The following is a 12,844-nucleotide window of genomic DNA, read 5'->3' as shown; positions in this document are numbered from 1 at the left end:
CCCGGAGCCGGGGGCCGCCGCGTGGTAGGGCCGCGCGTATCACCGCATATCAGGGCCGGTCCGGGTACGCATCAGGGGCGTAACGGTTCGGTCGGACCTGGTACGGGCGCGGGGTGGCGGGCTACCTTCGGGGCGTGGCGATGTTCCGACTCCAAGGCAGCAAGACGCTCGCCGTCGATCTGACCGGCGATGCCGTCAAGGCGAAGAACGGCTCGATGGTCGCGTACGACGGCCGGATGACCTTCAAGAAGATGTCCGGCGGCGGTGAGGGGCTGCGCGGCATGGTGACCCGCCGGCTGACCGGCGAGCAGATGACCGTGATGGAAGTGTCCGGGCAGGGCACCTGCTACTTCGCCGACCGGGCGAGCGAGATCAATCTGGTCTCCCTGCACGGCGACACCCTGTATGTGGAGGCGAGCAATCTGCTGGCCACCGACGCCGGGCTGCGCACGGGCACCACGTTCACCGGGCTGCGCGGCGGGGCGAGCGGCAACGGCCTGTTCACCACCACGGTGGAGGGCACCGGGCAGGCGGCGATCATGTCGGACGGGGCGGCGGTGCTGCTGCGGGTGTCGCCGCAGTATCCGCTGATGGTCGACCCCGGCGCGTACATCGCCCACCAGGGCCGGCTCCAGCAGAGCTTCCAGTCGGGTGTGAACTTCCGGACGCTGATGGGCGAGGGCTCCGGCGAGGCGTTCCAGATCCGCTTCGAGGGCGACGGGCTCGTCTACGTCCAGCCCAGCGAGCGCAACACCGTCGGGGGCGATGTCTGATGCCGTTCCGCGAGATCAACTCCAAGATGGTCGAGGCCACGCTCGCCCCGGGCCAGAAGCTGTTCAGCCAGCGCGGCGCGATGCTGGCGTACCGGGGCGAGGTCTCCTTCACCCCGAACATCCAGGGCGGCCAGGGCGGCGTCGCGTCGATGATCGGCCGCCGGGTGGCGGGCGAGGCGACGCCGCTGATGACGGTCGAGGGGTCGGGCACGGTGATGTTCGGCCACGGCGGCCACCACATCCAGGTGATCAATCTGTCGGGCGACACCCTGTACGTGGAGGCCGACCGGCTGCTCGCCTTCGACGGGACGCTCCAGCAGGGCACGATGTTCATGGGCTCGCAGGGCGGGGTCATGGGCATGGTGCGCGGCCAGGTGACCGGCCAGGGCCTGTTCACCACCACGCTCAAGGGGCACGGCGCGGTCGCCGTGATGGCGCACGGCGGGGTGATCGAGCTGCCGATCACCCCGGGCCGGGACGTCCATGTGGATCCGCAGGCCTATGTCGCCCACCACGGGGACGTCCGCAACAAGCTGTCCACGGCGGTCGGCTGGCGGGACATGGTCGGGCGGGGCTCCGGCGAGGCGTTCCAGCTGGAGCTGAGCGGGAACGGTGCGGTGTACGTCCAGGCGTCGGAGGAGAAGCTGTGAGCACGCCCGTGGTCTTCGATCCGATGACGCTGCCGTCGGACGACAACGTCAACTCCTACACCTTCTGCGTGGAGCTCAAGGGGAGCCGGTGGTTCCTGCAGAAGGGCAAGATGATCGCCTACTACGGGCAGATCAACTTCGACGGCATCGGGCACGGCCGGTTCGAGCGGCTGGTGCGCACGAGCTTCCATTCGCCGCTGCACGCGAGCGACTGGGTGGTGGCCGAGGGCAGCGGGAAGATGCTGTTGGCCGACCGGGCCTTCGATGTGAACTCCTTCGACCTGGACGACGGGAACCTGACGATCCGGTCCGGGAACCTGCTGGCGTACGAGCCGTCGCTCGCGCTGAAGCAGTCGATCGTGCCGGGGTTCGTGACGCTGATCGGCACAGGGAAGTTCGTGGCCGCTTCCAACGGTCCGGTGGTCTTCATGGAGCCGCCGCTGCGGGTGGACCCGCAGGCGCTGGTGGGGTGGGCCGACTGCCCCTCCCCCTGCCACCACTACGACCACGGGTACATGACGGGCGTGATGGGCGGGATCCGGTCACTGACGGGGATCGGCGGGACGTCGGGCGAGGAGCACCAGTTCGAGTTCGTCGGGGCGGGCACGGTGCTGCTCCAGTCGTCCGAGGCGCTGACGGCGGAGCAGGCGACGGGCTTCGTGCCGAACGAGCCGGGCGTTCCGGGCGGGCCGGGCGGTGGCGGTCAACACGGCACCACCCCGCGCATGCCCGGCCAGCTGGGGGACCTCCAGCGTCGCTTCGGTTTGTGAGCGGTAGTCTGCGGAGTGTGACATCGAACGTCTGCGCCGATTGTCACACTCCCCAGACCTCGCCGATTTCGTCCGGCTTTCAACTTCTTAGGTAGAATCCATATATGGAGACCGAGACGGCCACCCGCTGGCTGAGCGACGCGGAGCAGTGCGCATGGCGCACCCACCTGGACGTCAGCAGGCTGCTGATGCACCAGCTGGAGAAGGACCTCCAGCCGTTCGGCCTGACCATGAACGACTACGAGATCCTGGTCAACCTCTCCGAGTCGGACGACCAGCGGATGCGGATGAGCGACCTCGCCGCCGCCACCCTGCAGTCCAAGAGCCGGCTCTCGCACCAGATCACCCGCATGGAGACCGCCGGTCTGGTACGGCGTACGCACTGCGAATCGGACCGGCGCGGACTGTTCGCCGTCCTCACCGAGCACGGCGCGGAGACGATGCGGAAGGTCGCCCCGCACCACGTCGACTCGGTGCGGCAGCACTTCATGGACCTGCTGTCCCCCGAGGCGCTGACCGATCTGCACGCGGCACTGACCCCGATCGCGGAACACCTGCGCGGCAAGCGCGGCAAGCTGTAGCGACCGGGGCCTGTCCGGCGGATCAGGCCGGGCGCGGCAGCCACAGCCGGAAGGCCGCACCGCCCTCCTCCGCCCGGTGCACCGTCAGCGTTCCGCCGTGGCGGGCCGCGACGTCCCGGGCGATGGCGAGGCCGAGACCGGCGCCGCCGTCGTCGCGGCTGCGGGCGTCGTCGAGCCGGACGAACCGTTCGAAGATCCGCTCCCGCTCGTCCTCGGGTACGCCCGCCCCGTCGTCCCGGACCTCGACCCGCACGCCGCGCCCGTCGGCCGCCACCGACACCGCGACGCTGCCTTCGGCGTGCCGCTGGGCGTTGTCCAGCAGATTGCCGATCACCCGGGACAGCTGCCCCCGCGACCCGTTCACCTCGAACGCGCCGCCCTCCGGGACCTCCACCGCCACCGCGATCCGGTCCCCGGTCCGCTGCGAGACCTCCTCGCGGACCAGCGCGCCCAGCTCCACCGTCCCGCCGCCGGGCTTCTCCCCCGCGTCCAGCCGGGCCAGCAGCAGCAGATCCGCCGCCAGCACCTGGAGCCGTACGGTGTCGGCGACCGCGCCCGGGAGGTCCAGCAGCTCCGGGTGGGCCTCGGCGACCTCCAGCTGGGTACGGAGCGAGGCGATCGGGGAACGCAGTTCGTGCGAGGCGTCCGCGACGAACCGCCGCTGCCGCTCCACGGACGCCTCCAGGACGGTCAGCGTCTCGTTCGTCGTCCGGGCCAGCGCGGCGATCTCGTCCCGCGAATCGGGCTCCGGCACCCGGCGGGCCAGGTCCTCGGAGGCGGTGATGGCGGCCATCTCGCGGCGGATGTCCTCGACGGGCCGCAGTGCGCGCCGGGTCACCAGCCAGGTCACCCCGGCGACGACGACCAGCAGGACCGGCAGCCCGGTCAGCATGGCCCCGCGCACGGTGCCGACCGCCTCCTGCTCGGCGGCGAGCGGGGCGCCCGCGTACACGGTCAGGGTGACCCCGTCCCGGGTGGTCGCCTTTACGGCGGCGAAGCGGTAGTCGGCGGTGGTGCGGTCGACGGTGGCGGTGCCGTCGGAGAACTCCGGGTCGTCGGAGGACACCTCGCCCGAGTCCGGGCGGCTGCTGTCGTCGTCCTGGCCGTCGTCCCCGTCGTCATCGTCGTCGGGTGACGGGGTGGCCCCCGCCGAGGCCGAGGGCACGGGGGTGACGTCCGTCGCGCCGGTGCCGGTGACGGCCCGCAGGTCCTTGGAGACGATGACGACCCGGCCCTCCTCGTCGACCACCTGGACCGGGTGGTCCTCCTCGTCGTCCAGCTCCAGGTCGTCGTACGCGGTGCCCGTGGCGAGCTGTCCGGCCACGTCGCGGGCCGCCACCTCGGCCTGGAGGTCCGCCTGGCCGATCAGGTTGTCCCGCAGGACCAGGAGCACGGCGAGACCGGCCCCGATCAGGGCGACGGCGACGACCAGGGTGGCCCCGAGGGCGGCCCTGGCCCGGACGGACCTCACTTCGCCTCCAGCCGGTAGCCGGCGCCGCGTACGGTACGGATGGCGGCGGCGCCCAACTTGCGGCGCAGGGTGGAGATGTAGACCTCGACGATGTTCGGGTCGCCGTCGTAGGCGAAGTCCCAGACGTGCTCCAGGATCTCCGCCTTGCTGACCACCTGCCCGGCGCGCAGGGCGAGTTGCTCCAGTACGGCGAACTCCTTCGCGGTGAGGGTGACTTCGTCCTCACCGCGGATCACCCGGCGGGCGGCGGTGTCGATGCGCAGGGGGCCGACGGTCAGGACGGGCGCGGCGGTTCCGGCCCCGCGCCGGCGCAGCAGGGCGCGGACGCGGGCGACGAGGACGACGTAGCTGAAGGGCTTGGTCAGATAGTCGTCGGCGCCGGTGTCCAGGCCCTCGGCCTCGTCGTACTCGCCGTCCTTGGCGGTGAGCATGAGGATGGGCACCTCGTGTCCGGCGGCGCGCAGGTTCGAGCAGACGCGGTAGCCGTTCATGCCGGGCAGCATGATGTCGAGGATCACCAGGTCGTAGCCGCCCTCGCTCGCCCGGTGCAGCCCTTCCAGGCCGTCGTGCACGACATCCACGGCGAAGCCCTCGGCGGTCAGTCCCCTGGCCAGGGACACCGCGAGACGCTTCTCGTCCTCCACGATCAACAGGCGCATGCGCACAGCCTCGCAAACTCCACCTGAAGACGCCTTCAGGTGGCTTCAGGCTGCGTTCAGCATCGGGTCGGCAGTGTGGACCCCGTCAACCAGCACAGCAGCTCTCGGGGAGGAACCTCATGAAGCGCAACGTCACCATCGCAGCGATCACCGCGGCCGTTCTGATCAGCGGCACGACCGCCGCCACCGTCGCCTTCGCGGACAGCGACGGCGACCGCGACCGCACGTCCACCAGGAGCGCGGGCACCGTGAGCCTCGCCGACGACGACCGGGACGACCGTACGGACGACGCCTCCGACGACCGGTCGGACGACCGGGCCGACGACCGCGCCCCGGCCGCCGCGAAGAGCGCCGGGATCTCCCTCGACCAGGCCGTCGCCGCCGCGCTGAAGAGCGTTCCGGGCACGGTCACCCAGGCCGAGCTGGACCGGGACGACGACGACCACAACGGCCGTGCGGTGTGGGAGCTGGACGTCCGGGGCTCCGACAAGAAGTGGCATGACGTCACGGTGGACGCCGCCGACGGCAAGGTCCTCAAGACCCGCGACGACGACAACGACGACCGTGACGACCACGCGCCCCGCTCCTCCGCCGTCACCCTGAACGAGGCGGCCGCGGCCGCCCTGAAGACCGCGCCGGGCACCATCACGTCGATCGACCTGGACGACGACGATGACGACGACAACGGCAGCCGGAGCGACGTCCTGCGCTGGGACGTCGACGTCGCGGGCAAGGACGGCAAGCAGCACGAACTGCGCGTGGACGCCAAGACCGGCAAGGTCACCGTGGACCGCGACGACGACGGCGACGACCGGGACGACCGCGCGGACGACCGGGACGACCACGGCGACGACCGTGACGACCGGAACGACGACCGGGACGGCGACGACGACTGACGGGAGCCCGTACACGGCCCCGTAACCGGCCCCGTACGCCAGAAGGCCCCCGGAGCGGCACACACGCCGCTCCGGGGGCCTTCTCCGCTCGCTCAGGCGCTCAGGAGCCCTCCGTCAGCCCCGCCACCAGCTCGTCCGCCGCCGCGTACGGGTCGAGGCTGCCCGCCACGATCCGCTCCGCCAGGGCGTGCAGGCGGCGGTCGCCGCGCAGGTCCGCGATCTTCTCGCGGAGCGCGGTGACCGCGATCGACTCCACCTCGTGGGCGGCGCGGGCGGTGCGGCGTTCGGCCAGGACGCCGTGCTCCTCCATCCAGGCGCGGTGCTTCTCCAGGGCCTCGACGACCTCGTCCGTGCCCTGGCCCCGGGCCGCGACCGTCTTCACGATCGGGGGGCGCCAGTCGCCGGGGCCCCGGGACTCGCCCAGGCCCAGCATGTGGTTCAGCTCGCGGGCGGTGGCGTCGGCGCCGTCGCGATCGGCCTTGTTGACCACGTACACATCGCCGATCTCCAGGATTCCGGCCTTCGCCGCCTGGATGCCGTCGCCCATGCCCGGGGCGAGCAGCACGACGGAGGTGTCGGCCTGGGACGCGATCTCCACCTCGGACTGGCCGACGCCGACCGTCTCGACGAGGACCACGTCGCAGCCCGCCGCGTCGAGGACGCGGATGGCCTGCGGGGCGGCCCAGGCGAGGCCGCCGAGGTGGCCCCGGGTCGCCATGGAGCGGATGTAGACGCCCGGGTCGGATGCGTGGTCCGACATCCGGACCCGGTCGCCCAGCAGCGCCCCGCCGGAGAACGGCGAGGACGGGTCGACGGCGAGGACGCCGACCCGCTTGCCCGCCCGGCGGTAGGCGGAGACCAGGGCGGATGTGGAAGTGGACTTGCCGACGCCCGGCGAGCCCGTCAGGCCGATGACGTACGCATGGCCCGCCAGCGGGGCCAGCGCCGCCATCACCTCACGGAGCTGCGGGGACGCCCCCTCCACCAGCGAGATCAGCCGGGCCACCGCACGCGGCCTGCCTGCTCGCGCCTGCTCGACCAGCGTGGGGACGTCCACGTCCACGTTCACCGCTCCGTTCTCGCCTTGCCTCGTGTCGCTACGGTGTTACTTGCCCGGGACGCGGATGATCAACGCGTCGCCCTGACCGCCGCCGCCGCACAGCGCAGCCGCGCCCGTGCCGCCGCCGCGCCGCTTGAGCTCCAGGGCCAGGTGCAGGACGACCCGGGCGCCGGACATCCCGATGGGGTGACCGAGCGCGATCGCCCCGCCGTTGACGTTGACCTTGTCCGAGGTGACGCCCAGGTCCTTCATGGACTGGACGGCGACGGCCGCGAACGCCTCGTTGATCTCGATCAGGTCGAGGTCGTCGACGGTCAGGCCGTCCTTCTTCAGAGCGTGCAGAATCGCGTTGGAGGGCTGCGACTGGAGGGAGTTGTCGGGGCCCGCGACGTTTCCGTGGGCGCCGATCTCGGCGATCCAGTCGAGGCCCAGCTCCTCGGCCCTGGCCTTGCTCATCACGACGACCGCGGCGGCGCCGTCGGAGATCTGCGAGGAGGTGCCCGCGGTGATCGTGCCGTCCTTGGCGAAGGCGGGGCGCAGCTTGCCGAGGGTCTCCACGGTCGTCTCGGCGCGGATGCCCTCGTCCTGGGAGAACAGGACCGGGTCGCCCTTGCGCTGCGGGATCTCGACCGGGGTGATCTCCGCCTCGAAGACGCCGTTCTTCTGGGCGGCGGCGGCCCGCTGGTGGGAGAGCGCGCCGATCTCGTCCTGGGCGGCGCGGTCGAGCCCGAGACGCCCGTTGTGCTTCTCGGTGGACTCGCCCATGGGGATGTTCTCGTGGGCGTCGGTGAGACCGTCGTACGCCATCGAGTCCAGCATCTCGATCGCGCCGTACTTGTAGCCCTCGCGGGACTTGGGGAGCAGGTGCGGGGCGTTGGTCATGGACTCCTGGCCACCCGCGACCACCACGTCGAACTCCCCGGCGCGGATGAGCTGGTCGGCCAGCGCGATGGCGTCGAGCCCGGACAGACACACCTTGTTGACGGTGAGCGCGGGGACGTTCATCGGGATGCCGGCCTTGATCGCGGCCTGCCGGGCGGGGATCTGGCCCGCGCCGGCCGTGAGCACCTGGCCCATGATCACGTACTGGACCTGGTCACCGCCGATGCCGGCCCGGTCCAGGGCCGCCTTGATCGCGACGCCGCCGAGGTCGGCCGCGGAGAAGCTCTTCAGGGAGCCGAGGAGACGGCCCATGGGCGTCCGGGCGCCCGCGACGATCACTGAGGTGGTGGTACCGGTCGTTGCTGGCATGGGCACGGCCCCTTGGGATCGGATGTGAACGAGGGTTTACCTGAATGTACTGAGCACTCCCCCGCCCGTCATCCGGCTACCGGTGTGACGGCGCGCACGTTGCGTAACCATGGCGGGAGGGCCGCGGTCACTCCATGCTGAATCCATGCTGACGCGAATCGATCACATCGGGATCGCCTGTTTCGACCTGGACAAGACGGTCGAGTTCTACCGTGCCACGTACGGCTTCGAGGTGTTCCACTCCGAGGTCAACGAGGAGCAGGGGGTCCGCGAGGCCATGCTCAAGATCAACGAGACGTCGGACGGCGGGGCCTCGTACCTCCAGCTGCTGGAGCCCACCCGCGAGGACTCCGCCGTGGGCAAGTGGCTGGCGAAGAACGGGGAGGGCGTGCACCACATCGCCTTCGGTACGGAGGATGTGGACGGGGACGCCGCGGACATCCGCGAGAAGGGCGTCCGGGTGCTGTACGACGAGCCCAGGACGGGGTCCATGGGGTCCCGGATCACGTTCCTGCACCCCAAGGACTGCCACGGTGTCCTCACCGAACTGGTCACGAGCCGGGCGGACCACTGACCGCCGCATACCCGGCCCGGTAGAGTGGGCGGTTCCGGGCCGGGGCCGGGTCGGGGCCGTACCGCGTCCTCGTCGTTTGTCTGTCACCATTCCCCGGGGGACCGCTCGTCGGCGAGCCCCCCGTGTGCAGAGTCACGACCAGGGTTGGGGTCTCCCCTGCTCGCAGAAGTTGAGAGCTCGGGGAAGGATGGGACCGCGCAGTGCGGGGCTACGAACGCCAGGAGAGCCACCGAGCTGAAGACGACCATCTCTCGCGGTTCGAAGCCGAGATGGACCGGCTGAAGACCGACCGGGAGAAGGCCGTCCAGCACGCCGAGGACCTCGGTTACCAGGTCGAGGTCTTGCGTGCCAAGCTGCACGAGGCCAGGCGCAATCTCGCCACCCGTCCCGCCTACGACAGCGCGGACATCGGCTACCAGGCCGAGCAGATGCTGCGGAACGCGCAGGCCCAGGCCGAGCAGATGCGCAGCGACGCCGAGCGCGAGCTGCGCGAGGCCCGGGCCCAGACGCAGCGGATCCTGCAGGAGCACGCCGAGCACCAGGCGCGCCTCCAGGCCGAGTTGCACACCGAGGCCGTCCAGCGAAGGCAGCGGCTCGACCAGGAGCTGGCGGAGCGCCGCCAGACCGTCGAATCGCATGTCAACGAGAACGTCGCCTGGGCCGAACAGCTCCGCGCCCGCACCGAGTCGCAGGCTCGCCGGCTGCTGGAGGAGTCCCGCGCCGAGGCCGAGCAGGCGCTGGCCGCCGCCCGCGACGAGTCCGCCCGGCTGGCGGAGGAGACCCGTCGGCGGACCGGCTCGGAGGCCGAGACCGCCCGGGCCGAAGCGGAAGCGATCCTGCTGCGCGCCCGCAAGGACGCCGAGCGGCTGCTCGGGGCCGCCTCCGCCCAGGCGCAGGAGGCCACCAGCCACGCGGAGCAGCTGCGCTCCAGCACGACCGCGGAGACCGACCAGGCCCGCCAGCAGACCGCCGAGCTGAACCGCGCCGCCGAGCAGCGTCTCGCGGAGGCGGAGACCCGGCTGCGCGAATCCCGCCTGGAGGCCGAGAAGGTCCTCGCCGAGGCGAAGGAGGCCGCCGCCAAGCAACTGGCCGCCGCCGAGTCGCAGAACGAACAGCGCACCCGTACGGCCAAGTCGGAGATCGCCCGGCTGGTCGGCGAGGCCACCAAGAGCACCGAGGCGCTGAAGGAGGAGGCCGAGCAGGCCCTCGCCGACGCCCGTGCCGAGGCGGAGCGGCTGGTCGCCGAGGCCACCGAGAAGGCCGGTACGGCGGCTGCCGAGGACGCCGCCGCCCAGCTGGCGAAGGCGGCCCGCAGCGCCGAGGAGGTGCTCACCAAGGCCTCCGAGGACGCGCAGTCGACGACGAAGGCGGCGCGCGAGGAGGCCGAGCGGATCCGCCGTGAGGCGGAGGCCGAGGCGGACCGGCTGCGCGGCGAGGCGGCCGAGCAGGCCGACGAGCTCAAGGGCGCGGCCAAGGACGACACCAAGGAGTACCGGGCCAAGACGGTCGAGCTCCAGGAGGAGGCCCGGCGACTGCGCGGCGAGGCCGAGCAGCTGCGCTCCGAGGCGGTCGCCGAGGGCGAGCGGATCCGGGGCGAGGCCCGCCGCGAGGCGGTCCAGCAGCTGGAGGAGGGCGCCCGCACCGCCGAGGAGCTGCTGACCAAGGCCCGCTCCGACGCCGACGAGCTGCGCGCCAAGGCGAACGGCGAGAGCGAGCGCATCCGCACCGAGGCCGCCGAGCGGGCCGCGACCCTGCGCAAGCAGGCCGAGGAGACGCTGGAGCGCACCCGGACCGAGGCCGACGCGCTGCGGGCCGAGGCCGAGGAGCAGGCGGCGGCCGTCACGGCGGCCGCGGAGGCTGCGGCGGCCGAGCTGCGCGAGGAGACCGAGCGCGGCGTAGCCGCCCGGCAGGCCGAGGCCGCCGACGAGCTGACCCGGCTGCACACCGAGGCCGAGGCGAAGCTCGCGGCCGCCGAGGAGGCGCTGGGCGAGGCCCGTACCGAGGCCGAGCGGATCCGCCGCGAGACGAACGAGGAGTCGGAGCGGCTGCGCGCGGAGGCCGCCGAGCGGCAGCGCGCGCTGACCGAGCAGGCCGAGACGGAGGCCGAGCGGCTGCGCGACGAGGCCGCCGCGGACGCCGCTCAGTCCCGGGCCGAGGGCGAGAACGTCGCCGTACGGCTGCGGAGCGAAGCGGCCGCCGAGGCGGAGCGGCTCAAGTCCGAGGCGCAGGAGAGCGCCGGCCGGGTGCGCGCGGAGGCCGCGGCCGCCGCCGAGCGGGTCGGGGCCGAGGCCGCCGAGGCGCTGGCCGCCGCCCAGGAGGAGGCGACCCGTCGCCGCCGGGAGGCCGAGGAGACCCTCGGCGCCGCCCGGTCCGAGGCGGAGCAGGAGCGTGAGCGGGCCCGCGAGCAGAGCGAGGAGCTGCTCGCCTCCGCCCGTAAGCGGGTCGAGGACGCGGAGGCCGAGGCGCACCGACTGGTCGAGGAGGCGGACGCCCGGGCGACCGAGCTGGTCGCGGCGGCCGAGCAGACCGCCCAGCAGGTACGGGACTCCGTCTCGGGTCTGCACGAGCAGGCCGAGGAGGAGATCACCGGCCTGCGTTCGGCGGCGGAGCACGCCGCGGAGCGCACCCGTACCGAGGCGCAGGAGGAGGCGGACCGGGTCCGCGCCGACGCGCACGCCGAGCGGGAGCGGGCCTCGGAGGACGCGGTCCGGCTGCGCCGGGAGGCGAACGAGGAGTCGGGCCGGCTCCGGCAGGAGGCGCACGAGGAGACCGAGGCCGCGAAGGCGCTGGCCGAGCGGACGGTCTCCGAGGCGATCACCGAGTCGGAGCGGCTGCGCGCGGACGCCTCCGAGTACAGCCAGCGGATGCGCACCGAGGGGTCCGACGCGCTGGCGTCGGCGGAGCAGGACGCCTCGCGCGCCCGTGCCGAGGCCCGGCAGGATGCCAACCGGATCCGTTCCGAGGCGGCGGCCCAGTCGGACCGGCTGATCGGCGAGTCGACCACCGAGAGCGAACGCATCCGCAACGAGGCCGCCCAGGCCGCCGAGCAGCTCGTCGTCGAGGCCACCACGGAGGCCAACCGCCGCCGCAGCGAGTCCACCGAGAAGGCGGACCGAATGCTGGCCGAGGCCACCGCCGAGTCCGAGCGGCTGCGCACGGAGGCGGCCGAGCGGCTCGGCTCCGCGCAGGAGCACGCGGCCCGCGCCCACGAGGAGGCCGAACGGCTGCGCGCCGAGGCGGAGTCGGCGGCGGAGGAGCTGCGCTCGTCGGCCCGCGAGGAGGCGGACCGGCTGCTGGACGAGGCGCGCGAGGCGGCGGCCAAACGCCGGGCGGACGCGGCCGAGCAGGCGGACCAGCTCATCAACAAGGCCCGGGAAGAGGCGCTGCGTACGGCCACCGAGGCCGAGACACAGTCCGACACGATGGTCGGCGCGGCCCGCACGGAGGCCCAGCGGATCACCTCGGAGGCGACCGTCGAGGGCAACACCCTGGTGGAGCGCGCCCGTGCCGACGCCGACGAACTGCTGGTCGGCGCCCGGCGTGACGCGACGCAGATCCGGGAGCGGGCCGAGGAGCTGCGGGCCCGGCTGGAGAGCGAGATCGAGGAGATGCACGAGCGGGCCCGCCGGGAGACGTCCGAGCAGATGAAGACCGCGGGAGAGCGCGTCGACCATCTGATGAAGGCGGCGACCGAGCAGCGCGACGAGGCCGAGGCGAAGGCCAAGGAGCTGATGGCGGAGGCCAATTCGGAGGCGAGCAAGGTCCGTATCGCCGCGGTGAAACGGGCCGAGTCGCTGCTGAAGGAGGCGGAGACCAAGAAGGCCGGGCTGATCCGCGAGGCGGAGAAGCTGAAGGCCGACGCCCAGGCCGAGGCCGAGGCCACGGTCGACGAGGGCAAGCGCGAGCTGGACGTCCTGGTGCGCAGGCGCGAGGACATCAATGCGGAGATCTCCCGTGTCCAGGACGTGCTGGAAGCGTTGGAAGGTTTCGAGACTCCGGGCGGGGGCGGGAAACCGGCCGGTGGTTCCGCGGGAGGCGCCAAGGCTCCAGCGGCGGCGGGCACACGGTCGGGGGGCAAGTCGTCCGAGCGGTGACCGGTCCGCGGTGCGCCGTGCTTCGTCATGGACATTCAAGCCTTCGAGTGGCAAGCACTCCGGGG

General features: G+C 72.5%; 11 protein-coding genes. 7 read left to right on the top strand and 4 right to left on the bottom strand.

Going from position 1 to position 12,844, the window contains the following annotated elements; genetic code table 11:
* The first annotated feature begins 140 nt into the window (after positions 1-140).
* The 4 genes from IE134_RS14895 to IE134_RS14880 all read left to right on the top strand — a co-directional run bounded on the left by IE134_RS14895 (position 141) and on the right by IE134_RS14880 (position 2,774).
* A complete protein-coding gene (locus IE134_RS14895; protein ID WP_030579900.1) occupies positions 141-773 on the top strand; it encodes an AIM24 family protein in 633 nt (210 codons plus the stop codon).
* Positions 773-1,423, top strand: coding sequence for an AIM24 family protein (locus IE134_RS14890; protein ID WP_030715188.1), 651 nt, complete (start codon positions 773-775; stop codon positions 1,421-1,423). Before IE134_RS14895 ends, IE134_RS14890 begins: the two co-directional genes overlap by 1 nt.
* Entirely contained in the window at positions 1,420-2,193 is a 774-nt protein-coding gene (locus tag IE134_RS14885; protein WP_189430723.1) for an AIM24 family protein, read from the top strand. The genes IE134_RS14890 and IE134_RS14885 overlap by 4 nt, the downstream gene beginning before the upstream one ends.
* A 104-nt stretch (positions 2,194-2,297) precedes the next feature.
* Positions 2,298-2,774 (top strand): MarR family winged helix-turn-helix transcriptional regulator, encoded by a 477-nt coding sequence (locus IE134_RS14880; RefSeq protein WP_030715193.1) that lies wholly within the window; start codon positions 2,298-2,300, stop codon positions 2,772-2,774.
* Positions 2,775-2,796: 22 nt separating this feature from the next.
* Here the strand turns inward: IE134_RS14880 and IE134_RS14875 are convergent, their stop codons facing one another.
* Both IE134_RS14875 and IE134_RS14870 read right to left on the bottom strand, forming a co-directional pair.
* Positions 2,797-4,245, bottom strand: a complete 1,449-nt coding sequence (locus IE134_RS14875; RefSeq protein ID WP_189430721.1) for a sensor histidine kinase — start codon at positions 4,243-4,245, stop codon at positions 2,797-2,799.
* A complete protein-coding gene (locus tag IE134_RS14870) occupies positions 4,242-4,904 on the bottom strand; it encodes a response regulator transcription factor (RefSeq protein ID WP_030715198.1) in 663 nt (220 codons plus the stop codon). Before IE134_RS14870 ends, IE134_RS14875 begins: the two co-directional genes overlap by 4 nt.
* Before the next feature lie 119 nt (positions 4,905-5,023).
* Here IE134_RS14870 and IE134_RS14865 point away from each other — a divergent pair, with 119 nt between their 5' ends.
* Complete coding sequence (locus IE134_RS14865; protein ID WP_030715201.1) at positions 5,024-5,800, top strand: PepSY domain-containing protein; 777 nt, start codon at positions 5,024-5,026, stop codon at positions 5,798-5,800.
* Positions 5,801-5,900: 100 nt separating this feature from the next.
* Here IE134_RS14865 and meaB read toward each other — a convergent pair whose 3' ends face one another.
* Both meaB and IE134_RS14855 read right to left on the bottom strand, forming a co-directional pair.
* A complete protein-coding gene (meaB, locus tag IE134_RS14860; RefSeq protein ID WP_179255731.1) occupies positions 5,901-6,869 on the bottom strand; it encodes a methylmalonyl Co-A mutase-associated GTPase MeaB in 969 nt (322 codons plus the stop codon).
* Positions 6,870-6,905: 36 nt separating this feature from the next.
* Positions 6,906-8,111 carry an acetyl-CoA C-acetyltransferase gene (locus IE134_RS14855; RefSeq protein WP_030715206.1) on the bottom strand — a complete coding sequence of 402 codons (1,206 nt, stop codon included), beginning with the start codon at positions 8,109-8,111 and terminating at the stop codon, positions 6,906-6,908.
* A 145-nt stretch (positions 8,112-8,256) separates the two neighbouring features.
* Between IE134_RS14855 and mce the strand changes: the two genes are divergently transcribed.
* Positions 8,257-8,685, top strand: coding sequence for a methylmalonyl-CoA epimerase (gene mce / locus IE134_RS14850; RefSeq protein ID WP_010060143.1), 429 nt, complete (start codon positions 8,257-8,259; stop codon positions 8,683-8,685).
* 200 nt (positions 8,686-8,885) lie between these two features.
* The gene (gene scy, locus IE134_RS14845) at positions 8,886-12,779 is read left to right on the top strand and encodes a polarized growth protein Scy (RefSeq protein ID WP_189430719.1); all 3,894 of its coding nucleotides are present in this window, start codon (positions 8,886-8,888) and stop codon (positions 12,777-12,779) included.
* Positions 12,780-12,844 lie beyond the last annotated feature (65 nt).

This window comes from Streptomyces rubiginosohelvolus (assembly GCF_014649875.1).
Lineage (GTDB): Bacteria > Actinomycetota > Actinomycetes > Streptomycetales > Streptomycetaceae > Streptomyces > Streptomyces rubiginosohelvolus.
This window is presented reverse-complemented; position numbering and strand designations above follow the sequence as displayed.

Bases quoted from the DNA above. Each gene is read 5' to 3' on its own strand.
- IE134_RS14895 (WP_030579900.1), top strand. From the start codon at position 141: ATGTTCCGACTCCAAGGCAGCAAGACGCTCGCCGTCGATCTGACCGGC.
- IE134_RS14890 (WP_030715188.1), top strand. From the start codon at position 773: ATGCCGTTCCGCGAGATCAACTCCAAGATGGTCGAGGCCACGCTCGCC.
- IE134_RS14880 (WP_030715193.1), top strand. From the start codon at position 2,298: ATGGAGACCGAGACGGCCACCCGCTGGCTGAGCGACGCGGAGCAGTGC.
- IE134_RS14870 (WP_030715198.1), bottom strand. From the start codon at position 4,904: ATGCGCCTGTTGATCGTGGAGGACGAGAAGCGTCTCGCGGTGTCCCTG.
- IE134_RS14865 (WP_030715201.1), top strand. From the start codon at position 5,024: ATGAAGCGCAACGTCACCATCGCAGCGATCACCGCGGCCGTTCTGATC.
- IE134_RS14855 (WP_030715206.1), bottom strand. From the start codon at position 8,111: ATGCCAGCAACGACCGGTACCACCACCTCAGTGATCGTCGCGGGCGCC.
- mce (WP_010060143.1), top strand. From the start codon at position 8,257: ATGCTGACGCGAATCGATCACATCGGGATCGCCTGTTTCGACCTGGAC.